Below are 25,179 nucleotides of genomic sequence, written 5' to 3'. Positions count from 1 at the left end.
CTTTTTAATTAAATTGAAGAAAAACTAATCCAAAAACAAAAAAAAATGAAATTAATAGTTGATAGTGGGTCTACTAAAGCCGATTGGATTGCAATTGATGATAATGGAAAAGTATTATTCACGACACAAACTTTGGGATTAAATCCTGAAATTCTTGACGGTCCGGAAATTATTGAAAGATTAAACGATCGTTTTGACATTTTACAAAATAAAAAAAATGCCTCACATTTGTTCTTTTACGGAGCTGGATGTGGTACTGACAGAATGAAAATTGCATTGACTCAGATCTTTCAGGAGTATTTTGTTAACGCAATTGTAGAGGTTCATGAAGATACTTATGCGGCTGTTTACGCTACAACTCCAAAAGGAGAAGAAGCTATTGTAAGTATTCTTGGAACAGGTTCTAACTGCAGTTATTTTGATGGAAAAGTATTGCATCAAAAAGTTCAGTCATTAGGCTATATTGCTATGGATGATTGCAGTGGGAATGTTTTTGGAAAAGAATTAATCAGAAAATATTACTTCAATAAAATGCCTAAAGAATTGGCTGTTGAATTTGAAAAAGAATATGATTTAGATCCTGATTTTATTAAAAATAAACTATATAAAGAACCAAATCCAAATGCGTATTTAGCGACTTTTGCAAAGTTCTTAATTAAACATAAAGACACTGATTTCTGTAGAAAAATCATTTTCAAAGGGATGAAATCATTTGTTAAAAATTATATCAAACAATATGATAATTGTAAAGAAGTGCCTGTGCATTTTGTAGGCTCTATCGCTTTTTATCTAAAAGACGAATTACAAGAAACATTTGATAAGTATGAGCTTCAATTAGGGAATGTTTTAAGAAGACCAATTGATGGATTAATTGCGTACCATGTTGCTAATCAATAGTTCTGGTTTCATGGAGATTGCAATTATTGCTCATGATGGTAAAAAAGCAGATTTAATTGATTTTTTAATTAAAAATGAAGCTGTTTTACATCACGAAAAAATAAAGCTTATTGGTACTGGTACTACCGGAGGAAAAGCAGAAGCAGCGGGTTTTAAAACCCAAAGAATGCTTTCCGGACCTTTAGGTGGAGATGCGCAAATTGCTGGAAGAGTGGCGGAAGGGATTACAAAAATGGTTTTCTTTTTTAAAGATCCATTATCAAGTCACCCACACGAGGCGGATATAAATATGTTAATTCGCGTTTGTGATGTACATAATGTGCCGCTGGCAACGAATGAAGCAACGGCACAATTATTATTAGATGCTATTGCACTGCAATTATAGAGATTTCAACATTTACATTTTTTGGCAAACATGCCACTTGAACCGTTTCACGTGCTGGAGCGGTTTTTTCGTTAAAATAAGATCCGTAAATGGTATTGATAGCAGCAAAATTATTCATGTCCATAATGAAAATAGTTGCCTTAACAACGTTTTCAAAAGTCATATCTGCAGCTTCCAGAATTGCCGCAATGTTTTCCATCACTTGTTTTGTTTCGTCATTGATGTTTTCAGTAACAATTTCTCCTGAAGCCGGATTTATTGCAATCTGCCCGGAAGCATAAAGCGTATTACCTGATAATACGGCCTGATTGTATGGTCCGATTGGAGCAGGAGCCTTTTCGGTAAAGATGATTTTTTTCATAATAATTATTTTAATCGATGTGAATTATCGGTTTGAAGTACTTCGTTTATTCCACTTAATATCACTTAATACTCCGGATTTAATTCCGATGAAAAAGTTCCAGTTTGAGTTTTCTCCAAGTGGTGTCCAGTTAAAAGCCATTCTCCAGCTTAATAAATCTCTTTCAAAACGGAATTGCGTAAAAGTAACTCCTTTTTGAACAAAGTCGTAACCCGTAGAAACTCCACCTTTCCATTTAGGAGTAATGTCCATATTGATGGAAACCATTATGGAGTTGTTGGTGATCTTGCTTTCTCTGTTGGTGTTAGAATAGGTTAATGAGTAAGCCATTGTCATATCCCATGGAATCTTTGAATTGAAGAATTCGGTTATAACATCTTCTCCGTCATCTTTTTCCTGGGCAAACTGGCTGTTACGACTGTCGTTTAAGTCTGTATTGGTACCAAACAAGTCATCTTTACGACCTCCATTCCGCTCACTCTGTTTGTTTTCTTCTTTTGTTCCTTTATTTGAAAAAGAGTAATTTAACGTTAAGTTCGCACTTGTCATTCTGAATAAACTACCACCGTTTTCAATGTTGTAGGTGCTCATTCTTTTTCCAGAATTGTCAATAGCGTATGGGTCTAGAGTAGCACCAAAATTCACATTCATTTTGTTGTCAAGAAGTTGTGTTCCACCGCTTACCAATACCGGTTGCCATGCAAGAATGTCTTTACCATCAGCGTTAAAATTGTAGCTGGTGCTAAAATTTAAGTTGTTTAACAGCATGATTTTTTTAGGTTCAGTCTTTGTACTGTCTCTGTCTCTTACTTTAGCTTCAAAAGTGTTACTTAAGGCAAAACCTACGATGTTTGAGTTTTCTTTACTAGGAGCTCCGTAAACACCTCCATCAAAGCGTGAATAAGAGTTTGATATCTTTCCTGATGCATCTACGTAATAATTGTCGTAATATTTTTCGAAGCTAGGAGTGTATGCATACGTAACAGAAGGTCTCATGACGTGACGAATTGATTGAATTCTTTTGTCATCACCAAAATTAAACGTACCATAAATTGTAGTTCCTAAGTTAGAACTAAAGTTGTAGGTTCTGTAAGCATCAAAACCGTTGACAGTTTGGGTAACAACTTGATTCTGACTTGCATCATAATTTTTTTCTACCGTTTTAGTAACCCAGGTTTCCTGATAGTTTGTAGATGCTCCGGCACTAAAATATTTGAATATTTTAAAGTTTGTACTAATCGGAATAGACTGTTGTAGTCCAATTTGTGCGTCTCTAAACATTTGAGGTTTAAAGAATAAAGAATCTGTTGTTACAAATTTATTTTGGCCGGTAACATTATATTGTAAGTTAATGTTTTTAATAAAACCTTTTTTAACACCATCTTTACCAACAAAAGGATAAACACGATCAATACTACCTTGTAATGAAGGTAATGTCATTTGAATTTCTTCCGTTTGTGTATTTTGCTGATGTGTTGCTGTTAATGCAATACGGGCTCCTGGGATTGTATTAAAGGTTTTATTGTATGAGATAGATGAACTTAAGGTGTTGTTCAGATTCGATCCAACGTTTGCCTGATTAATAGATTGCTTAAAGTATTTACTGCTACCCATATTCACCGAAGCAGAAAAACTTGAGTTCGGGTTTGATTTTGTATCCTTTGAGTGCGACCACTGAATATTGTAAATGTTTTGCTTCGAATAGTCAGGATAACCTCTTTCGCTGTTGATCAGGTTCTCAAAACGTATATTTACATTTCCACGATATTTATATCTTGTAGCATACGAAGATTCAAAGCGCATGGCATAACTCCCGTTGGTATAGTAATCTCCTAAAACGGTCAGGTCATAATTATCGCTTAAAGCAAAATAATAACCACCATTCTGTAAAGAGAATCCTCTTGTATTTGAGTCGTTATAACTTGGAATAATGATTCCTGAAACACTTTTCTCCTGACTCATTGGGAAATAGGCAAATGGCAAGGCGAGAGGAGTGGGTACGTCTGCAATAACCATATTAGTTAAACCAGTAACTACTTTCTTTCCGGGAATAAATTTTACTTTATTAGTTTGAAAATAATATTCGGGATTGTCAACATCTGCTGAAGTTGTGAAGCGGGCACCTCTTAAGAAGTAAACAGAATCGTTTTCTTTTTTGGTAACTGCTGCTTTAATTTTAAATTCACCCTGTTCTGTTCTGGAATTGAATATTAAAGCTTTTTTTGTTTTGAAATTAAAACGAATAGAGTCTGGCTGAACTTCACTGGCTCCTTGCTTAAAATTAGGGTATTGACTCAAAACACCTGCAGAATCTTTTATTCTTCCGGCATATACTTCGTCCTTTTCATAATCCAAAACAATTATACCCGATTTTAATTCTACATCTTTATAGTATAATTCAGCTTCGTTATATAAGGTGATGCGTTTGCTTTTCTGGTCGATTTTCGCATAATCCTTTGCCCTATATTTTACTTTTCCATCAAGAAAAGTCTTTTTAGGTTTAACAGTATCCAGTTTTATAGTATCAAGTACAGTAGTGACAGGTTTATCTGTTTGTTTTACAGCAGGTAATGCGTTTTTTTTTGATTTTATCTCTTGCGAATATAATTTACCACATCCTAGTGTTAGGAAAAATGATAATAAAACGATATTAAATAAGTTTGTATGCAAAGGTTTAAATGCTATTTTTGTAAAAGTATGGCTTGTTTTTTGACATGTCAAACTTACATATAATTTTTTGGCAAAAATAATCAATTGTAAAAATTATATCAGTTGCATTTTATTAAAATTAACTTTTAGATTTATGAATATATTTAACAAAACTAGGCTAATATTTAGTTTTTTTCTAACTATAATTTCATTTTGCGCATACAGTCAGGCAAATGTTTTTAAGGTAACTCTTGATGCTGGACACGGTGATCATGACTTTGGTGCTGTATATAGCGGAAGAATAGAAAAAAATATTGCATTGGCCATTGTGTTAAAAGTTGGAAAAATATTAGAGGACAGTCCAAATATTAATGTTATTTATACTCGTAAAACAGATGTTTTTATCGATTTGGTGGAAAGAGCCAATATTGCAAACCGTGCTAATTCTAATATTTTTGTTTCTATACATTGTAATGCCAATAAAAATACGGCTGCAGACGGAACCGAAACTTATGTAATGGGTCTAAGTAAGGTTGCATCGAATCTTGAAGCAGCGAAAAAAGAGAACTCGGTTATTACATTAGAAAAAGATTATAAACGTAAATACGAGGGTTACGACCCAAATTCGCCAGAATCTATGATGGCAATGACCTTGATGCAGGAAGAATATTTAGATAATAGTATCGCATTAGCGACTAAAATTGAAGATAATTTTGACAGATTAGGGAAAAAGCTTCGTCAGGGTGGAGTGAAACAGGCACCATTTATGGTGTTGCACAAAGCGTATATGCCAAGAGTTTTGGTTGAAACTGGATTTGTATCCAATCCAACAGAAGGAAATATTTTAAATTCAGAAGAAGGACAAAATGATATAGCAAAAGCTATTGCAGAAGCTATTATAAGTTATAAAAGAGAGTATTTTGGTTCTGGAGTTCCGGAAATAGCGGATGCAAGACCCGTGAAAGATACTGCCAAACCAAAAACGGTTGCAACTCCTCCAGCAAATAAAAACACACCAAAAGGAACTGTTTTTAAAGTACAGTTAATTGCCAGTATCAAGAAAACACCATTAGAGCCTAAAAATTTTAAAGGACTGACAAATGTAACAATGTTGTACGAAAATAATATTTATAAATATTTCTATCAGGAAACTTCAGATTACCAGGCAGCACAAAAATATTTGCAAGAAGCTAAAAGTAAGGGATATGGAGCTTCTTTTTTAATTGCTTACAAGGACGGCGAAAAAATCAGTATTCAGGACGCTACTAAATAATAAGCACAAGTTCGAATATTTATATTAATTTTGTACAAACACTTAGAATTTTGAAACTAACAAGAGAAATTAAAACGGCTATTTTAGTCATCGCGTCAATTTTATTATTTATTTGGGGATACAGCTTTTTAAAAGGCAGAGATCTTTTTACAAATTATAAAACATTTTATGTAGAATATGATAATGTGGAAGATTTGGCTCAGTCTGCCCCGGTTACTTTAAACGGATTGGCGATTGGTAAAGTAAATAAAATCACTATCAACGAAAACACTGGTAAACTATTAGTAGAACTGCAATTGAAAACAGACTTTCCAGTTTCTAAATCAAGTACTGCATCTTTATATTCTCCAAGTTTAATTGGAGGAAAACAGATCAAGATCATACCAAATCTTGCTGACAAGGAACTTGCAGTTGATGGTCAAACATTAGCTCCAGCTGTTGAATTAGGTCTAACGGAATCTTTAGGAGGTAAAATCGAACCAATTCAGCAAAAACTGAATGTGATGCTTGAGAATATTAATACTTTGGTAGCTGGTTTAAACAATGTTCTTGATAAAAAAGGGCAGGAAGATCTTAAAAAATCATTGGCAGAATTGAGTCAGACAATGGAGCAGTTTCATAAAGCTTCAGGAAGTATCAATTCTATCTTAGATACTAATAAAGCACAGATCAATGGAGCAGTTACTAACTTTAATAAAATGTCAAGTAACTTCAATAAAATCTCAGATTCTTTAAATAAAGCTGATTTAGGAAAAACGGTTAGAAATTTAAATCAGACTTTAGCTAAGCTAGATGGTATTATGAGTAATTTAAACTCTGGAAAAGGTACTGCCGGTAAATTATTGAATGATGATGCTTTATATAACAATTTGGCTAAAACTTCAAAAGAGCTTGAATTATTATTACAGGATGTTCGCTTATATCCAACACGTTATGTGAATGTTTCTCTTTTTGGAAAGAAAAACAAACCATACGTTGCACCTACAGAAGATGCCAATACAACTGAAAAAAAATAATAAAGAATGAGTTATTTAGATAATATTTTATTCGCTATACTTCTGATAGCTGGTTTTGGTTTTTTTGCTTCAAGTATAAAGAAAATCATTAGAAACATAAATTTAGGAGTAGATGTAGATCGAAAGGACAATCCAAAAGCACGTTGGAAAAACATGGCTATGATTGCTCTTGGACAATCTAAAATGGTGAAACGTCCGGTTGCGGGAGCATTACATATCATAGTATATGTGGGGTTTATTATCATAAATATTGAATTACTTGAAATTATTATTGATGGATTATTTGGAACTCATAGAATTTTCGCGCCTTTTTTAGGTGTAGTTTATGATGTTTTAATTGCTTCTTTTGAAATATTAGCAATATTGGTAATCTTTGCTGTTACCGTTTTCTGGATAAGAAGAAATGTGATTCGATTGAAACGTTTCATTAATCCCGATTTGAATGGGTTTCCTAAAAGTGATGCGAATTATATTTTGTACTTCGAAACAGTTTTAATGCTTTTGTTTTTATTCATGGATGCAGCCGACTTGCATTTGCAAAATGTACCAGGAGGATTTTCGCATTTTCACAAAGCAGGAAGTTTTCCAATAAGCCAATTTATTGCTCCAATTTTTAATGGAATGTCAAATGAGTTGGTTGCCATATTGTTTGAAGCTTTCTGGTGGTTACATATTGCAGGTATTTTAGTTTTTATGAACTATTTGTACTTCTCAAAACATTTGCATATTCTTTTAGCTTTTCCAAATACGTATTTTGCCAATTTGAAACCAGAAGGGCAATTTGATAATTTAGAATCGGTTACAAAAGAAGTGAAGTTAATGATGGATCCAAATGCTGATCCGTTTGCGGCGGCTCCGGTAGATGAAAATGCTGCTCCGAGTAAATTTGGTGCAAGTGATGTTCAGGATTTAAACTGGGTTCAATTGTTAAACGCTTACACCTGCACAGAATGTGGACGTTGTACATCATCTTGTCCGGCAAATCAAACGGGTAAGAAATTGTCTCCTCGTAAAATTATGATGGATACAAGAGATCGTTTACAGGAAGTGGGTAAAAACATAGATGCTAATAAAGGTGTTTTTGTTCCAGATAATAAAACGTTATTAAACGATTATATTACACCAGAAGAATTGTGGGCTTGTACCTCTTGTAATGCTTGTGTTGAAGAATGTCCGGTGAATATTAGTCCATTGTCTATTATTATGGATATGCGTCGTTATTTGGTGATGGAACAAAGTGCTGCTCCGATGTCACTGAATGCTATGATGACGAATATTGAAAATAATGGAGCACCGTGGCAATACAGTCAGCAAGACAGATTGAACTGGAAGAACGAGAATTAGAAAAGATTTAATTGGTTATTTGTTTAATCGATTTAATAAAATATTTAGGTTTTTTAGTAGGGTTATAGTAGAGAGTGCGATTAACCAATTTAACGATTAACCGATTTAACAACAAAAGAAGATGTCAGAAAGTTTAGTAGTGCCAACAATGGCTGAAATGTTAGCCGAAGGAAAACAACCAGAAGTTTTGTTTTGGGTAGGTTGTGCAGGAAGTTTTGATGATAGAGCGAAAAAAATTACTAAAGCATTTGTGCGTATTTTAAATCGTACGAATGTTTCATTTGCAGTTTTAGGTACAGAAGAGAGTTGTACCGGAGATCCTGCAAAACGTGCTGGAAATGAATTTTTGTTTCAGATGCAGGCTATGATGAATATCGAGGTTTTAAATGCCTATGAAGCTAAAAAGATTGTTACGGCTTGTCCGCATTGTTTTAATACTTTAAAAAATGAATATCCTGAACTAGGAGGTCAATATGATGTAATTCATCATACAGAGTTTTTGAAGTCATTAATTGATGATGGAAGACTGACTGTTGAAGGTGGTCAGTTTAAAGGAAAAAAAATCACTTTTCACGATCCTTGTTATTTAGGAAGAGCGAATAAAGTATATGAAGCACCAAGAGATTTAATTCAGAAATTAGATGTTGAATTAGTCGAAATGAAGCGTTCTAAAGCAAACGGTTTATGTTGTGGCGCTGGTGGAGCACAAATGTTTAAAGATGCGGAACCAGGAAATAAAGAAGTGAATGTTTTGCGTACGGAAGATGCATTGGAAGTGCAACCGGATATTATTGCAGCGGGTTGTCCTTTCTGTAATACCATGTTAACTGATGGTATAAAACATAAGGAAAAAGAAGGACAGGTTAAAGTAATGGATATCGCAGAGTTAATTGCAAACGCACAAGATCTTTAAAAGATTCTGAGTTGCTAAGACACTAAGGTTCTAAGATTTCAAACCTGAAACTTGAAACAAAAAAAAACTAAATTTAATTAAAAATGTATATACCTTTTGAAAATTTACCTGGTGAATCCAGAGTTTGGATTTATCAATCAAACAGAAAATTTTCTGAGGAAGAATTTTCTGAAATTGAAACCGACCTAAAAGCTTTTGTGGAAGAATGGGCAGCACACGGAACAAGTTTAGAAGCTTCATATTTGTTGAAATACAACCGATTTATTATTCTGGCTGTAAATCAGGAAGTGCAGGCTGCTACAGGGTGTTCTATAGATAGCTCTGTTGAATTTATTCAGAGTTTGGAGAAAAAGTATAACGTTGATTTATTAGATAAAATGAACGTGACTTTTAAGAATGGGGAGCATATTGCACATAAAACATTAATCGATTTTAAGAAAATGGTTAAAGATAAATCGGTTTCTGAGAATACGATTGTGTTTAATAATTTGGTAAATAATATAGAAGAATTTAATGAATCCTGGGAAGTTCCTGCTGCTGACAGTTGGCATAGCAGATTTTTCTAAGAGAAAAATTATAATATATTTGAAAGGCATGAAATTTAGGTTTTATGCCTTTTTTTAGTTTAATGTGAATGTGAATTGTTTCAAGTTTCAGGTTTCAGGTTTGCCAGAATTTGTCAGGATGACAAGATTGAGAAAACCTTGTTCTTATGAAAATAAAAACCTCTAATCTAGCCCCGATGGGAGTGATATCCTTTTGTGCCGGGGTTCGGCACAAAAGATATAACGGACAGCGGGACAAGTCGTTCTTTTGAAAATGAAAATTCTGCTCCTTAAAAAAGTTAAAAGTTATTCATTAAAATATAGAAATTCAGGTTTCTCGTTCAACTTGTTCAGGATGACATTTAGAATTACGGAGGTATAATTTGAAATTCTAATAAAGCTAATTATCTGACAAATCCAATATTCACAAAAATCTAACAATTGAAAGCTTAGATTAAACGTGATTTTTGAGTACTTTCGTAGTACTAAATTTAATACATGAAAATAGCAATAGTTTGTTATCCGACATTTGGTGGTAGTGGGGTTGTAGCCACAGAATTAGGCCTCGAATTAGCCAGACGCGGACACGAAATACACTTTATTACCTACAGTCAGCCGGTTAGACTGGCACTTTTGAATCCTAATGTTCATTATCACGAAGTAAACGTTCCTGAATATCCTCTTTTCCATTATCAGCCTTATGAATTGGCTTTGTCAAGTAAATTGGTTGATATGGTAAAATTATATAAAATAGAAGTTCTTCATGTTCATTATGCAATTCCACACGCGTATGCGGGGTATATGGCCAAGCAAATGCTGAAAAACGAAGGAATTAATCTTCCGATGATTACAACGCTTCACGGAACAGATATTACGCTGGTAGGGAATCACCCGTTTTATAAACCAGCAGTTACTTTTAGTATCAATAAATCAGACTATGTGACTTCGGTTTCGCAGAGTTTGAAAGATGATACGTTGAAATTATTCAAAATCAAGAATAAAATAAAGGTAATTCCGAATTTTATTGAGCTGGATAAAGTAAAGACAGACCCAACTGCACCTTGCCATCGTTATGTTATGGCGAAGGAAAATGAGCGTATTATTACCCATATTAGTAACTTTAGAAAGGTAAAACGTATTCCGGATATTATTAAAATTTTCTATAACATTCAGAAAGTGATGCCTGCTAAATTAATGATGGTTGGTGATGGTCCTGAGAAAGAGAAAGCAGAAGTTTTATGTATGGAACTGGGAATCTACGACAAAGTAATTTTCTTTGGCAACAGTAATGAAATCGATAAAATTTTATGCCTGACAGATTTGTTTTTACTTCCGTCTGAGACAGAAAGTTTTGGTTTGGCAGCGTTAGAAGCCATGGCATGTGGTGTTCCGGTAATTTCAAGTAATTCGGGAGGTTTGCCAGAAGTTAATTTTGATGGTTTTTCAGGTTATTTGAGTAATGTAGGAGATGTGGAAGAAATGGCTGCAAATGCTATTAAAATTCTGGAAGACGATGCTGTTTTAAATCAGTTTAAAGAGAATGCTCTCGAAGTAGCGAAGAAATTCGATATCAAAAATATATTGCCAAAGTATGAAGCATTGTATCAAAGAGCAATTGATGACTATAAACATGAAAAACATTCATCTTAAAAATAGGCGATAATGAAAAAAGTAATTTCGGTTTTAGCAGTTTTTGTTTTAATTTCTTGCGGAGCAAAAAAAACATCAGATTCAAATGCATTATATGAAGTTTTGACAGCGCAATCTGACGGTGGTGGAAATATCAAATTTTATGAGATTTTGACAGAACCAAATGAGATCAAAATGTTGGAAAATGATCCTCTTTTGGCTGATAAAATGAAACAAGCCGATATTAGTAATTCTAACTATGTTATTTTAAACATGGGAGAGAAAAATACTGGAGGTTATTCTATTGGTGTTGAAAAAGTAGAAGAAACCGATAAAAATATCATTATCACTGTCAAAGAAAACAGTCCGGCTCCGGATGCTATGACGATGCAGGTAATTACTTATCCTTATACGGTTGTAAAAGTACGTTCGAAAAAGGAGATTATTATTAAATAAGATTAGATGAAGTCAGGATTTCTAAGCCTTCGACTTCGTTTAGGATGATAATCTTTTTCTTGATGAAAAACATAAAAAAACCTGTCGTAATTAAAGCGACAGGTTTTCTTTTACAATTATTTTTTAATTTTATTTTAGAATTTGAATTTGATTCCTAAACCAACATCAAATCCAAAGTTGTCATCGTCGTAATATCCTGAACCAATTTCAGGTCTTGCGTCTAAAGATAATAGAATTGGCACTTCTTTAAAGCCATATTCGATACCGATATCACCTGCTGCAAAAACGTAAGTTCCGCTGTCATTATATTTAACATTTCCGTTATAATAATCATGATCCCAGGCAGCGATACCAGCACCAACACCAGCGTACCAATTAAAACCTCCGTCGATATTCCAAACCCATTGGTAAAGACCAACTGCTTTAATAGCGTCAACATCACTGCTGTTTCTCCATCCTAAATCGAACTCAAGTCTGTTTTTGTCGTTTAATCCTCTTTGGTACGATATTTCTCCTCCAAATCCGTTATTGTCTCCTAAGCGTAATCCAAGAGCGTTTTTAGCAATGTCTTGTGCCTGAGCTGTAAACGCTAATCCAAATAGCATAATGGCTGATAAAATGATTTTTTTCATAAAAATGGTTATTAATTTTTTTCAAATGTAGTTTTATACGAAATGATAAAACGTATAATACTTTTTAAAATTGTTATATAATTCACATTTTTATCCTTGGTAAAAGTGTTTTTTAAGAGAAGAAGGCTAGTGAGACAGGTAACTCTTTGGTGTTTAATATTTTACTTTTTAATAATCATTGAAGTTATTATCTGGGAGGTTAAAATATCTTCCATTTCGAATAAATTTTCTTCTTCTTCAGTCAAATTTGATTCGGCATAGGAAAATAATTTCCAGCGTTTTTTGTGGTATTCAAGGGCGGTTAAATTTTCTACCCAATCTCCGGAGTTTAGATATAAAGTTGATCCGTGTTTGTTTTCTTTGGTGATAATTTTTGGTTCATGAATATGTCCACAAATTACATAATCGTAATTTTTTTCTATTGCCAAATCGGTTGCTGTTGTTTCGAAATCGGAAATAAATTTCACAGCTTTTTTAACACTTGCTTTTATCTTTTTAGAAAACGAATAAGGTTCGCGTCCTAATTTGGCCAGGCACCAATTTGCAAAACGGTTGCTCAGGATTAAATAGTCGTATCCTAATCCGCCTAATTTTGCAATCCATTTAGAGTGTTGTACAGAAGCATCAAAGACATCTCCATGAAAAATCCAGGCTTTTTTATCATCCAGATCTAAAACTAATTTATCGAGAAGTGCAAAATTTCCCATATTCATATCGCTGAATTTACGTAGAATTTCATCATGATTTCCAGTGATGTAATACACTTTTGTACCTTTAGAAGCCATTCCTATAATTCGTTGAATGACTCTTAAATGTGCTTTTGGGAAATAGGATTTTCTAAATTGCCAGGCATCAATAATGTCTCCGTTTAGGACTAAAGTTTTGGGTTTAATGCTTGATAAATAGTTGTTTAATTCTTTAGCATGGCTTCCATAAGTTCCTAGGTGAACATCTGAAAGAACAACTAACTCGACATTTCTTTTTTTCAATTTTTCCTGATTTGAAGTTTAGCAAATAAAAGAAACTTGAGTCAGTTTCATTTTATCAAAAGGTTACCAATTTGGCTTCAATTTTAATAAATTATGATTTTTATTCAACTTAGTCTTTACTTAATAATACCAACTTTAAATTTTTTAATTTAATTCATAAAACTTACATTTGCTCAAAACAAATTACAATGGCAGGAAATAGCTACGGCAACCTATATAAAGTTACAACATTTGGAGAATCTCATGGTGAAGCTTTAGGCGGAATTATAGATGGATGTCCATCAGGAATTGAACTTGACTTAGAAGCAATTGAGGTTGAAATGTCTAGAAGAAAACCAGGACAATCAGCAATTGTAACCCAAAGAAAAGAACCAGATGCAGTTCAGTTTTTATCTGGAATTTTTGAAGGAAAAACAACTGGTACTCCAATTGGTTTTATTATCCCGAATACGAATCAAAAATCAGACGATTACTCTCATATAAAAGATAACTACAGACCAAGCCATGCTGATTATGTATACGATCAGAAGTATGGTTTTCGTGACTATCGTGGAGGCGGAAGAAGTTCTGCCCGTGAAACAGCAAGTAGAGTAGTAGCTGGTGCTATTGCAAAACAAATGCTGCCTGAAATTAAAATTAATGCTTACGTTTCTTCTGTTGGACCAATTCATTTAGATACACCTTATCAGGATTTGGATTTTTCAAAAATTGAAAGCAATCCTGTTCGTTGTCCTGATGAAAAATCGGCAGCAGTTATGGAAGAATATATTCGTAATATCCGTAAACAGGGAGATACTGTTGGAGGAATTGTTTCATGTGTAATTCAAAATGTGCCGGTTGGTTTAGGAGAACCTGTTTTTGATAAATTACATGCTGAATTGGGAAAAGCAATGCTTTCTATCAATGCCGTAAAAGGTTTTGAATACGGAAGTGGTTTTTCAGGATCAGAAATGAAAGGAAGCGAGCATAATGACTTATACAATCCGGACGGAACTACAAAAACAAATCTTTCAGGTGGAATTCAGGGTGGTATAAGTAACGGAATGGATATCTACTTTAGAGTAGCTTTCAAACCTGTTGCGACTATCATGCAGACACAAGATTCATTAGATAATAAAGGAAATATTACACCAATGACCGGTAAAGGTCGTCATGATCCTTGTGTAGTACCTCGCGCAGTGCCAATTGTTGAAGCAATGGCAGCGATTGTTTTGGCTGATTTTTACCTGATCAACAAAACATATTAATAAAAGTTAAGACAGTGAGGGTCTTAATATTTTAATTTAAAACAAACAGATTAATGCAACAAGTTACAGAAACCAAAAAAAAATCATTTCTTTCAGGATTAACAGGGCAGATTATAATTGCTATGGTTCTGGGAGCAACTTTAGGAATTATATTGCACAATTATATTTCGCCTGAAGCTGCACAATCGTTTAGTAATAAAATAAAAATGCTTGCAACCATTTTTATTCGTTTGGTACAAATGATTATTTCACCTTTAGTATTCACTACTTTGGTAGTGGGAATTGCAAAATTGGGAGATATTAAAACGGTTGGAAGAATTGGAGGAAAAGCGCTTGCATGGTTTTTTACGGCATCTTTTATATCTTTATTAATTGGGTTGTTTTATGTAAATGTTTTGCAACCAGGTGTAGGTTTAAAACTAGACCATGTTGATATGGCAGCTGCTTCAGAAGTAACGGGTAAAACTAAAATACTTTCTGTTGAGAATTTTGTAGAGCACATCGTTCCTAAAAGTTTATTTGAAGCAATGGCAACCAATGAGATTTTACAAATTGTAATATTTTCTATCTTTTTTGGATTGGCAGCAGCTTCACTGGGAAGTACTGTAAAACCGGTAATAAATGCTTTAGATAAAGCTTCTCATATTGTATTGAGAATGGTGAATTATGTAATGAACTTCGCTCCAATTGGAGTTTTTGGAGCCATTGCGGGAGTTTTTGCTATTAGAGATGCAGAGGAGTTAGTGCTTACTTATTTTAAATTCTTTGGATCATTTTTGATTGGAATAAGTACATTGTGGGTTCTTTTAATTGCAATTGGATATATCTTCTTAAAAGGAAGAATGACTGAGTTGTTAAAACGTATTTTAGGACCATTAGCAATTGCTTTTGGAACAACAAGTAGTGAAGCTGTTTTTCCAAAATTAACGGAGGAATTAGAGGCATTTGGTGTAAAAGATAAAGTAGTATCTTTTATGTTGCCGCTTGGTTATTCGTTTAATTTGGACGGAAGTATGATGTACATGACCTTTGCCAGTATTTTTATTGCGCAATTTTATGGTGTTCATTTAGATTTAGGAACTCAAATGGTAATGCTTTTAGTTTTAATGTTAACTAGTAAGGGAATTGCAGGTGTGCCAAGAGCTAGTTTAGTAGTAGTTGCGGCAACGTGTGGTATGTTTGATATTCCTGTTGAAGGAATTGCATTGATTTTACCGATTGATCACTTTTGCGATATGTTTAGAAGTGCTACGAATGTACTAGGAAATGCTCTTGCAACTTCTGTTGTTGGACAATGGGAAAATAATAAAGAATTAGCAGCAGCTAATTTGGAAGAATAAAGTATAAAGTACTCTTCACCTCCTTGATTTAGTTAAGGTTAAAGAGGATAAGAAAAATAAAGAAAAGCTGTATTTTTAATGGAAATACAGCTTTTTTTTATTTTTAAGTGTATATTTGAGAAAATTAGCCGACCTATGTCCCGTATGCGGATTTTTTTCCTTCTTATGTTGTTTCTGAATTGCTTTGTCAATTCAGCTAATGCGCAGTCGGAAGTTATCTCAGATGCTAAAATTAATAAACTGGTTCAGCAGGCTTGGGATGATTTTAAAGATGCAAATTTTGAAAAATCACTAATTACTTCAAGAGTAGCTTTGAACTATGCTACGGCATCAAAAAACAATTATTTAATTGCGAAGTCTTATAAGATAATTGCTGGTAATTATAATGAATTATCAGAGTTTGATAAGGCTATTTTTTTCTATAATAAAAGTTTGAATTACGCAAATAAGACAAACAACGACTCTATTAAATATAGCCTTCATAATAATTTAGGAAATATATTTTGTTTTGAAAAAAAACAGTTTGATAAAGGAATTGACTATTATAAAAAATCAATAGCTTACAGTTTGAAGATTAATGATATGAGTCAGGTGTATTTTACGAATGTTAATATTGCCTGGGCTTATTTTGATATCGGAAAATTTAAAGAGGGTTATCCTTATTTGAAATTTGTCGGTAATAATATTGAAAAGTATGGCGATGAATCTACCGAGATCGTCGTAAATATGCTTAATGGAATGTATTCAAGTTATTTTAGTAATAATGATACAGCGAATGCTTATTTTTTATCTGCCATTGCTGCAGGACAAAACAGTGATGAAAAATCAGACTTGTCTTACGCACATTTAGAATATTCAAAGTTTTTAACTAAAACAAAGAAATTTAAAGAAGCTTATGATAACCTAACGACCTATAATCAGATTACAGAAGAATTGTATAATCAGGAAAAGCTTAAAAAAGCTTCTATTGCTGGTTTTAATCTGGAATTGGATGAATACAAAAGGCAAATTGATAAAATTGAGAGTGAAAAAATTTCGCAATCTCAAAGTCTTAAAAAATCCAGAATCATTGTAATACTTTTTGTTTTAGTTTCTCTTATTCTTCTTGTTTTGATAATTACATTGATAAAGAATATCAGATTTAAAAAGAAACATAATCTAGAGCTATTACAAGCAAAAGAAGTTGCAGAGGAAGCTTCTCTCCTTAAAACACAATTTATTTCGACTATAAGCCACGAATTGCGTACTCCCTTGTATGGTGTTGTGGGGATAACAAATATGCTGCTTGAAGAGCATAAAGAATTGGCACAAAGTCAACATTTAAGTTCCTTAAAGTTTTCTGCACGATACTTACTTTCTTTAGTAAATGATATTTTACAGATTAATAAAATTGAAGAGAATAAAGTTATCCTTGAAAATCTGACATTCAATATTTCGGATGAAATTACAATGATTAAAAATTCACTTTCTTTTCTTTCTCAAAAAAATAATAACAAAATCAAGGTTTATATTGATCCGTGTATTCCCGAATATCTTATTGGGGACAAATTAAGGCTGGCGCAAATTTTAATGAATTTGGTTAGTAATGCATTAAAATTTACGAAAGACGGAGAAGTAGAAATTATTGTGAATTTGAATAAAGTAGAAGAGAAATTTTATTTTTTAGAGTTCCATATTAAAGATAATGGTGTTGGTATTGCAGTTGTTGATCAGAACAAAATTTTTGAGAAATTTGTTCAGGTCGGAAGAAAGGAGGAGGATTATCAAGGTACTGGATTAGGGCTGAGTATCGTAAAGCGACTTTTAGGATTGTTTGGAAGTAAAATTAATCTGGAAAGCAATATTGGTGAAGGAACTTCATTTTCGTTTGTAATTCCGTTTGAATATGACCCACAAAAAACGAAAAAAATCATCAATGAAATAGAGGTGGATTTAACATCAAGTGAGGTTTATAAAATCTTAATTGTCGAAGATAATCTGATTAACCAATTGGTTACAAAGAAGATTATCGAAAAAAACAATTATGCATGCAAAGTAGTTGATGATGGTTTTGGTGCGCTGGATATTATTGAGAAAGAAGATTTTGATCTCATTTTAATGGATATTAATATGCCATTGATGAACGGATTTGAAACCACTAAAAGAATTCGTTTAAAGGGAATAACAACACCGATTGTGGCACTAACAGCTTTTGATAAGGATGAAATTACAGATGAAGCTATTTCGTCGGGAATAAACGATATTATAGTAAAACCGTTTGAGCCAATTAAGCTATTTAAAATTATAAGCTATTTAATAAAAGAAACAAAAAACGTTGGTTAATACCAACGTTTTTTGTTTTGCTTAGAAGCATTTGATTTTCTTGATTTATGAGCGCCGCCGCTTCGGTTTGAATTTTTAGGTTTTTCAGCCGTTGCTTCAGGACTTCCTGAATGCCATGGATAAGGATGATCCGTAATTATTTTTACGTCTACTTTTATCAATTTTTGAATATCTTTCCAGTAGGGTTCTTCATCTTTACCACAGAATGAAATAGCAATTCCGCCATTTCCTGCACGTCCGGTTCTACCAATTCGGTGAACGTATGTCTCAGGAATATTAGGTAAATCAAAGTTGATTACATAGGGTAATTGATCAATATCGATTCCTCTGGCCGCAATATCAGTAGCAACCAAAACGCCAACTTCTTTGTTTTTAAAGGCATCCAAAACACGTTGTCTTGCATTTTGAGATTTGTCACCATGAATGGCTTCAGCAGGAATATCTTTCTTACGAAGTGCTTTTACGACATTATCTGCCCCATGTTTGGTTCTTGAAAAAACCAATACATTTGATAAGTCTTCGTTTTTTATTAAATGATATAATAAATTTCTTTTCTCTGTTTTTTCAACAAAATAAACACGTTGCTCTACAGTTTCAGCAGTTGATGAAACAGGAGAAACTTCTACTTTTGCAGGATCCTGAAGGAACATTTCGGCCAGTTCGCGAATCGCAATTGGCATTGTTGCAGAAAACAATAAGGTTTGACGATTTTTAGGCGTTAATTTTACGATCTTTTTTACATCGTTTATAAAACCCATATCCAACATCTGATCAGCTTCATCTAAAACCAAGGTGTGTAAATGGTCCAAATCAAGAAATCCTTGTTTTTGTAAGTCTAATAATCTTCCTGGTGTTGCTACCAGAATGTCAACACCATTTTTTAAAGTATCCACCTGAGGATTTTGAGAAACTCCTCCAAAAATGGTCAATTGAGTTAGGTTCGTGTATTTAGCATAAGTATCAAAACTTTGTCCAATTTGAACCGCTAATTCACGTGTAGGTGTAACTATAAGAGCACGAATTTGTTTGGCTTTTTTTGATGAGCCTACAATTCGGTGTAACTGATGTATAATTGGAATAGCAAATGCCGCTGTTTTTCCTGTACCTGTTTGTGCACAACCAATTAAATCTCTTCCCGATAAAACGATCGGAATAGATTGTTCCTGAATAGGTGTGGGGTTTAGGTAGCCTTCTTCAAATACGGCTTTTTGTATACTTTTTGAAAGTGATAAATCTTCGAATAACATATCTTAGGTATTAAGATTTTAGTTTAAAGTACTAAAATTCTGTGCAAAGATAGGTTTATTCGACCAATCGTTTATTTGAATTGGGGTTTATTTGGGAAATTCATTAATTATCAGCGGTGAAAATTTTAGTTTAGATTAGATTTTTTCGTTGTTGGCCTTAATGAAATCGGTTACAAGATAGCCAATTAATTTTCCTATTAAATTGTTATTTGGAGAATCAGCTAAATCCGGAGCTCCTTCGCAAATATGCAAATAGGCAGCATTTTTATGTTGCCCAAAGAAAGAGACAAACTGTCTTAACTCTTCTACAGAGAAACCACTTATAGTCATAGCGCTACTGGCGATATTTGGGATGGCATCCAAATCAATTTCAATACCGAAAGAATCATTTTTGATGAAATCTAAAGCCATGATCATTTCTTTGTTGAATTCCTTTTCTTTTCGAATGTTTACACTATCATAAGTATTATAGCGAACACGATCTTCTAATTTTTTAATAATATCAAGAACGCTTTTCGATGTATAATTTTCATGAAGCCCAAAAATGAAATATTTTTTCAGGAAACCTTCTTCATAAGCATAAGAGAAACCGTTTCCGCTGTGACGCCCTTCTAAAATTCTAAAATCAGAATGGGCATCAAAATTAATGGCATTTATAGGTTTTCCTTTGGCTAAAGCCGAACCTTTTATATTTCCGTAAGCATTATTATGTCCTCCGCCTATAATAATTGGTGTTTTGCCTGCTTTTATAATGTTGAAAATAATATGGGAAACTTCCTTATCAATTTTCTCTACTAACTGACTTAGTTTGGAACGGTCGTCTATGTCATTAAAATCAAGATTCTCAACGTCACGCATTTCTTCTGCAACATTTATTTGGCCCAAAACAATAATTTGGCTGCCTTTGCAAAAACGATTATGCTGAATATTGGCAATACTTTTTATGGCAGATTGCCATGCCGATGCCGCTCCGGGTCTACCGTAGTTTGCACGCACGCCAATATCTTCAGGAATTCCCAAAAGTACATATTTAGCCTCACTTTCTTTTAGAAAAGCAAGTTTGTCAGCACCTTTCGGAATAACAATCATCTTCTCTCCAAACTTTATTTCGCCACTTCGGTGATTTGTGACTTTTGCTAAATCATTAACAGTAAAAGGAATTAATTTCTCCATAAAAAAAAATTATTGTCCAAAAATAATATAATTGTATTAACTTACGTTATTAGGATATATTAATTCTTAAATTTGTTTTAAAGAAAATTATTTAAATATGGAAAACCCAAAGAACAACAACTCAAGTCTAAAAGCGGTAATCGCAGTTTTAGCAGTCCTACTTATTGGTAGCTTAGTGTATATTTTTAAATTGTCTTCTGATACAGAAGTAGTTAAGACAGAACTTACAACCACCATGACGGAGAAAGAATCTGTTATGAAAGATTTGCAAGAATTGAAAGCAACGTATGATGCTGCTATCGCTGAAAACACATCAATGTCTGATGAGTTAATCCAGGAAAGAGATAAAGTAGTAGCGTTGATGGACGATTTGAATAAATCTAAAGGAGATGTGTCTAAATACAGATCTCAGGTTCAGGCAATGCAAGGTAAAATGAAAACTTTAGTTGCTGAAAACGACGAATTGAAAAAACAAAATGGTGTTTTGACAGTTCAAAGAGATAGTACTATTGTGGTTTTAGGTGAGTCTAAAAAGTATAACGAAGTATTAGTTGGTCAAAACGAAGAACTAGCTAAAACAGTTGAAAAAGGTTCTAAATTATCAGTTTTAAACACTAAAACTATTGCTTACAAAGTAAAAGGTTCTGGTAAACAAGTTGAAACAGATAAAGCAAGCCGTGCGGACGTATTAAAAGTTAGTTTTACAATTGCTGAAAATTCAATCGCTAAATCTGGAGATAAAACGTATTATGTACAAGTTATCGACAGTAAAAACAATGTTTTAGGAGATAAGAAAACAGAGACTTTTGGAGATAATACTTTGACTTACAGTTTTAAAACTACCGTTAAATATGAAAATAAAACGGTTCAGGTTTCTGAAGACTTAATTGGTAAAGATTTCGAAAAAGGAACTTATTTTATCAATGTTTTTGATAATGATGAGTTAGTTTCTAAAACTAGTTTCTCTTTAAGATAATCCCAGCGGGATACAATACCACTAAAATATTAAAGGTCTGTGAAGTTTTTCACAGACCTTTTTTTATTGGGATATTTTTTGATTAGTTTAAAATTGCTCCTTCAAGAAAAACGCTTTCAATTAAATTGCTGCCAAACGCATACGGAATCTGGTAATAAGACGAAATTGGTTTTGTCAGGATAAAATTGGCTTTTTTGCCTTTTGTAATACTTCCATGGGTTTCAGAAAGTCCCATTGCGTAAGCGCCGTTTATAGTGGCTGCGTTAATGGCTTCTTCCGGAGTCATTTTCATTTTAATACAAGCCGTTGCAACTACAAAATTCATATTTCCCGAGGGAGTAGAGCCAGGGTTGAAGTCTGTTGCTAAGGCTAAAGGAAGTCCTGCTTTTATCATTTCACGGGCAGGCGTATATGGAATGCTTAAAAAGTAAGAACAGGATGGTAAAGCAACAGGCATCGTTTCAGTGTTTTTTAAGGCTTCAATGTCTTCTGGGTTCATAATTTCAAGATGATCGACAGAAAGGGCTTTAAATTTGATTCCAGACTGAATTCCTCCAATAGAATTGAATTGATTCACATGGATTTTTGGTGTTAAACCGAATTGAATTCCAGCTTCCATGATTTTTTCTGTTTCTTCTATAGAAAAATAACCTGTTTCACAAAAAACATCAATATAATCAGCTAATTTGTTTTGGGCGATTTCAGGAAGCATATTGGTTATAATTTCATCAATATAGCCTTGCTTGTTTTCCTTGTAATGCACTGGAAAAGCATGTGCTCCTAAAAAAGTGGCTTTAATTGCAATTGGATAATTTTCTGCCAGTTTTTTAATAACGCGCAGCATTTTTAATTCTCCTTCAGTAGTAAGTCCGTAACCTGATTTTATCTCGACAGCTCCGGTTCCTAAGTGCATGACTTCTTCTAATCGAAGTTTGGATTGGTCGTAAATTTCTTCTTCAGAAGTTTCGTTGAGTTTTTTGGCCGAGTTTAAAATTCCACCACCACGGTTGGCAATTTCCTCATAGGTAAAACCATTGATTCTGTCAACAAATTCCTGTTCGCGATTTCCTGCGTATACAATATGCGTATGGCTGTCACACCAAGAAGGTAAAATAATTCGCCCTGTTGCATCAATAATGGTATCTGCTTTGATTTCTGGAAGATTATCCATTGATCCAAAATCTTCAATCAAGTTGTCTTTTAAAATTAAAAAAGCATTTTTAATAGTTGGAAGAATGGCCATTTCGGCTCCTGAAACTTTAGAAACTGAAGTTTCACGTACCTGAAGCAATTCTTTTATATTGGTTATTAAAGTAATCATATGTTGATATTGTTATAAAACACAAATTTCACAAATTAACACTAAATAATTCGTGAAATCTGTGAAATTTGTATTTAAAATTGGAATTTGGAATTTAAAATATTGGGGTTTATTTTAATTTATTCTGAAACTGTTATTTCAAACATTTTTTCCCAATATTTTCCAGTTACGAATATTGTTTTTGTTGCTGGATTATAGGCAATTCCGTTTAAAACCTCTGCTTCCGGATGTTTGATAAATTTACGTAATCCTGACATGTTTAAAATTCCTTCAACAGCCCCAGAAGTTGGGTTTACAACTGCAATAGCATCTTTTTGCCAAACATTTACATAGAATTTTCCGTTGATTAATTCTAATTCGTTAATGGCTTTTATTTTTGAAGTACCTGAGTACACATTAACGTAATCAATTAGTTTTTGATTACTTGGATCCATTTTCCAGATTTTCTCTGTTCCGTCAGAGTGGTAGATGTATTTGTCGTCATGTGTCATTCCCCAGCCTTCAATATCTTTGTCATATGTAAAGGTTTTTTCTAGCTTTAAGGTTTTTTCATCATAAATAAAACCGGTTTTTTCTCTCCATGACAATTGGTAGATTTTACCATTAATAAAAGTTATTCCTTCTCCAAAATATTTTTTAGGAAGATCTACCTGATTGAATATTTTTCCGGTTTTGTAATCGTATGATCTAAAGTAGGATGCGCCTTCCTGACCGGTACTTTCGAATAAAACACCGTCATGAAATTCTAAACCTTCAGTAAAAGCTTTTGTGTCATGAGGATAAGTATTGACGATTTTATAATTTAATAATTTTGGCTCAACGTTAGAAACTAATTCAATTCGTTTGGTTGCATCTGACGAATCAGATCCAAAATAAACAGTAGCTTTTAAATATTGGTAGCCTAGTTTTTGATCTTTTAATTCAAATTTGAATTTTTCTGCATCTTTTGTACTTCCAACTTTTTTGTCGTTAACGAAGTAAGCAATGCTATCAATTTCCTTTGCATTTGGATTTAAAATGGTGATCGAAACGGCTTCTTGAGGCAGAAAATGTGCTGGAAAAGCAGAATCATCGATAGTAAAAAAAGAATTTTCACCTTTATTTTTATCTCCACATCCAATTAATGTGATTCCTAATAAAATGACAGTTAGGAAGTTATATTTTTTCATAGTTAAAAATTTGAATAAGCCAATATACGACGATATTTTTATAGCAACAAAGCTCTTGCAAAAATATAAAAAGATTGTATATTTGCACCGGCAAGTCCTACACGACCAGCTCCTGCAGACTCCCCCAGGATGGGAACATAGCAAGGGTACGTGGTTGAGCGGTGCGATGTAGGTCGCTTGCCATTTTTTATTTTTTAGATTTAAAACAAAAGTAGTCTTCCTTCGGGAGGATTTTTTTATTTTTGGACCTTTCAGAAGTTAGAAGTTATTTGTTAAACGGTAAAAATTTAACTTATCTGCTTCAACTCATAACGTATAACCCCATAATACATAACTTTTCAAAATGAGTAAAGTCGTTTTAATTACCGGAGGATCCTCAGGGATTGGAAAATCTATTGGAGAATTTTTGCATAAAAAAGGTTTCGTTGTTTACGGAACGAGTAGAAATCCTGAAAAAGTTCTTAATTCTATTTTTCCATTATTGACTTTAGATGTACGTAATACAGAATCGATTCATTCTGCTGTTGCAAAGATTATTGAAGTTTCCGGACGATTAGATGTTGTAATTAATAATGCAGGTGTTGGAATTACAGGTCCATTAGAAGAAATTCCGATGGAAGAAATCAAAAACAATTTTGAGACTAATTTTTTTGGACCGATCGAAGTAATGAAAGCTGTTTTGCCACAAATGCGTGAGCAAAAATCGGGTTTGATTATTAATATAACGTCAATTGCAGGTTATATGGGATTGCCTTACAGAAGTGTTTATTCTGCCTCAAAAGGAGCTTTGGAATTAATTACTGAAGCTTTGCGAATGGAAGTAAAATCTTTTGGAATTGATATTACCAATGTGGCGCCAGGTGATTTTGCTACAAATATTGCTTCAGGGCGTTATCATGCGCCTGTTATTGAGGGATCTGCTTATGAGAAAGTTTATGGAGATACGCTTGCAACGATGAATGATCATGTTGATGCAGGCAGTAATCCGAATGAAATGGCAGAGGCGATTTTTAAAATTATGCAGCAGAAAAACCCAAAAGTACATTACAAAGTTGGTGTCTTTATGCAGAAATTTTCGATCGTGTTAAAACGTGCTCTACCGGATAAAGTTTATGAAAAAATGTTAATGAATCATTATAAGTTGTAATTTTGCACCGAACTTGCGTGAAGGATTACTTCACTTAACTTTTATTGTTTATAGGGGTTCGGTGAATATATTTGAGGCGGTATCTTTTTGTGAAGTGAAACGGAGCGAAAGATATAGCCGAAAGTCCTCCCGATAGTTATCGGGATTG

22 protein-coding genes and 1 other RNA gene are annotated in these 25,179 nt (G+C 33.4%); 15 read left to right on the top strand and 8 right to left on the bottom strand.

Going from position 1 to position 25,179, the window contains the following annotated elements; translation table 11 throughout:
* Nucleotides 1-45 precede the first annotated feature (45 nt).
* Together BUA98_RS10270 and BUA98_RS10265 are read left to right on the top strand one after the other, a co-directional pair.
* Entirely contained in the window at nt 46-897 is an 852-nt protein-coding gene (locus BUA98_RS10270; RefSeq protein WP_072972066.1) for an N-acetylglucosamine kinase, read from the top strand.
* A gap of 10 nt (nt 898-907) precedes the next feature.
* Entirely contained in the window at nt 908-1,282 is a 375-nt protein-coding gene (locus BUA98_RS10265) for a methylglyoxal synthase (protein ID WP_072973259.1), read from the top strand.
* Here the strand turns inward: BUA98_RS10265 and BUA98_RS10260 are convergent.
* Together BUA98_RS10260 and BUA98_RS10255 are read right to left on the bottom strand one after the other, a co-directional pair.
* Nucleotides 1,263-1,643 carry a Rid family detoxifying hydrolase gene (locus BUA98_RS10260; RefSeq protein ID WP_072972063.1) on the bottom strand — a complete coding sequence of 127 codons (381 nt, stop codon included), beginning with the start codon at nt 1,641-1,643 and terminating at the stop codon, nt 1,263-1,265. The genes BUA98_RS10265 and BUA98_RS10260 overlap by 20 nt on opposite strands.
* 24 nt (nt 1,644-1,667) lie before the next feature.
* Complete coding sequence (locus BUA98_RS10255) at nt 1,668-4,364, bottom strand: putative LPS assembly protein LptD (protein ID WP_072973257.1); 2,697 nt, start codon at nt 4,362-4,364, stop codon at nt 1,668-1,670.
* Nucleotides 4,365-4,446: 82 nt separating this feature from the next.
* On the opposite strand from BUA98_RS10255, the gene BUA98_RS10250 reads away from it, so the two are divergent.
* From BUA98_RS10250 to BUA98_RS10220, 7 genes are all read left to right on the top strand, one after another.
* Complete coding sequence (locus BUA98_RS10250) at nt 4,447-5,565, top strand: N-acetylmuramoyl-L-alanine amidase family protein (protein WP_072973255.1); 1,119 nt, start codon at nt 4,447-4,449, stop codon at nt 5,563-5,565.
* A gap of 50 nt (nt 5,566-5,615) precedes the next feature.
* Complete coding sequence (locus tag BUA98_RS10245; protein ID WP_072972059.1) at nt 5,616-6,581, top strand: MlaD family protein; 966 nt, start codon at nt 5,616-5,618, stop codon at nt 6,579-6,581.
* Nucleotides 6,582-6,587: 6 nt separating this feature from the next.
* A complete protein-coding gene (locus BUA98_RS10240; RefSeq protein WP_072972056.1) occupies nt 6,588-7,925 on the top strand; it encodes a 4Fe-4S dicluster domain-containing protein in 1,338 nt (445 codons plus the stop codon).
* Nucleotides 7,926-8,046: 121 nt separating this feature from the next.
* Complete coding sequence (locus BUA98_RS10235; RefSeq protein WP_026984478.1) at nt 8,047-8,838, top strand: (Fe-S)-binding protein; 792 nt, start codon at nt 8,047-8,049, stop codon at nt 8,836-8,838.
* Between the two features lie 83 nt (nt 8,839-8,921).
* Nucleotides 8,922-9,404: an ABC transporter ATPase gene (locus BUA98_RS10230; protein ID WP_072972053.1), complete on the top strand. Its 483-nt coding sequence runs from the start codon at nt 8,922-8,924 to the stop codon at nt 9,402-9,404.
* Between the two features lie 477 nt (nt 9,405-9,881).
* Nucleotides 9,882-11,033, top strand: a complete 1,152-nt coding sequence (gene bshA / locus BUA98_RS10225) for an N-acetyl-alpha-D-glucosaminyl L-malate synthase BshA (protein WP_072972051.1) — start codon at nt 9,882-9,884, stop codon at nt 11,031-11,033.
* A gap of 12 nt (nt 11,034-11,045) precedes the next feature.
* Entirely contained in the window at nt 11,046-11,468 is a 423-nt protein-coding gene (locus BUA98_RS10220) for a protease complex subunit PrcB family protein (protein WP_072972048.1), read from the top strand.
* 134 nt (nt 11,469-11,602) lie between these two features.
* Here the strand turns inward: BUA98_RS10220 and BUA98_RS10215 are convergent, their stop codons facing one another.
* Nucleotides 11,603-12,100, bottom strand: a complete 498-nt coding sequence (locus BUA98_RS10215) for a hypothetical protein (protein WP_072972045.1) — start codon at nt 12,098-12,100, stop codon at nt 11,603-11,605.
* A gap of 161 nt (nt 12,101-12,261) precedes the next feature.
* Nucleotides 12,262-13,089, bottom strand: coding sequence for a UDP-2,3-diacylglucosamine diphosphatase (locus BUA98_RS10210; protein WP_072972042.1), 828 nt, complete (start codon nt 13,087-13,089; stop codon nt 12,262-12,264).
* Between the two features lie 188 nt (nt 13,090-13,277).
* On the opposite strand from BUA98_RS10210, the gene aroC reads away from it, so the two are divergent.
* From aroC to BUA98_RS10195, 3 genes are all read left to right on the top strand, one after another.
* Entirely contained in the window at nt 13,278-14,336 is a 1,059-nt protein-coding gene (aroC, locus tag BUA98_RS10205) for a chorismate synthase (RefSeq protein ID WP_072972039.1), read from the top strand.
* A gap of 53 nt (nt 14,337-14,389) precedes the next feature.
* Nucleotides 14,390-15,676 (top strand): dicarboxylate/amino acid:cation symporter, encoded by a 1,287-nt coding sequence (locus BUA98_RS10200; RefSeq protein WP_072972036.1) that lies wholly within the window; start codon nt 14,390-14,392, stop codon nt 15,674-15,676.
* Between the two features lie 144 nt (nt 15,677-15,820).
* The gene (locus BUA98_RS10195; RefSeq protein ID WP_244279190.1) at nt 15,821-17,998 is read left to right on the top strand and encodes a response regulator; all 2,178 of its coding nucleotides are present in this window, start codon (nt 15,821-15,823) and stop codon (nt 17,996-17,998) included.
* On the opposite strand, the gene BUA98_RS10190 is transcribed toward BUA98_RS10195, so the two are convergent.
* Nucleotides 17,995-19,245, bottom strand: coding sequence for a DEAD/DEAH box helicase (locus BUA98_RS10190; protein WP_072972031.1), 1,251 nt, complete (start codon nt 19,243-19,245; stop codon nt 17,995-17,997). The two genes, BUA98_RS10195 and BUA98_RS10190, sit on opposite strands and share 4 nt — an antisense overlap.
* Nucleotides 19,246-19,380: 135 nt before the next feature.
* Nucleotides 19,381-20,418, bottom strand: coding sequence for a formimidoylglutamase (locus tag BUA98_RS10185; RefSeq protein ID WP_072972028.1), 1,038 nt, complete (start codon nt 20,416-20,418; stop codon nt 19,381-19,383).
* Nucleotides 20,419-20,515: 97 nt separating this feature from the next.
* Here BUA98_RS10185 and BUA98_RS10180 point away from each other — a divergent pair, with 97 nt between their 5' ends.
* On the top strand, nt 20,516-21,394 hold the full coding sequence (locus tag BUA98_RS10180) for a hypothetical protein (RefSeq protein ID WP_072972025.1): 879 nt from the start codon (nt 20,516-20,518) through the stop codon (nt 21,392-21,394).
* 82 nt (nt 21,395-21,476) lie between these two features.
* Here BUA98_RS10180 and hutI read toward each other — a convergent pair whose 3' ends face one another.
* Together hutI and BUA98_RS10170 are read right to left on the bottom strand one after the other, a co-directional pair.
* On the bottom strand, nt 21,477-22,715 hold the full coding sequence (hutI, locus tag BUA98_RS10175) for an imidazolonepropionase (RefSeq protein WP_072972020.1): 1,239 nt from the start codon (nt 22,713-22,715) through the stop codon (nt 21,477-21,479).
* Nucleotides 22,716-22,834: 119 nt separating this feature from the next.
* Nucleotides 22,835-23,884, bottom strand: coding sequence for a glutaminyl-peptide cyclotransferase (locus BUA98_RS10170; RefSeq protein WP_072972017.1), 1,050 nt, complete (start codon nt 23,882-23,884; stop codon nt 22,835-22,837).
* Nucleotides 23,885-23,972: 88 nt separating this feature from the next.
* Here BUA98_RS10170 and ffs point away from each other — a divergent pair.
* Nucleotides 23,973-24,070, top strand: an RNA gene (gene ffs, locus BUA98_RS10165) — signal recognition particle sRNA small type.
* A 157-nt stretch (nt 24,071-24,227) separates the two neighbouring features.
* Nucleotides 24,228-25,031: an SDR family oxidoreductase gene (locus BUA98_RS10160; RefSeq protein ID WP_072972015.1), complete on the top strand. Its 804-nt coding sequence runs from the start codon at nt 24,228-24,230 to the stop codon at nt 25,029-25,031.
* Nucleotides 25,032-25,179: the final 148 nt, after the last annotated feature.

It is taken from the genome of Flavobacterium saccharophilum (assembly GCF_900142735.1).
GTDB classification, from domain to species: Bacteria; Bacteroidota; Bacteroidia; order Flavobacteriales; family Flavobacteriaceae; genus Flavobacterium; species Flavobacterium saccharophilum.
Note: the sequence above shows the minus strand (reverse complement) of the source record. Positions and strands in the feature narration are given on the sequence as shown.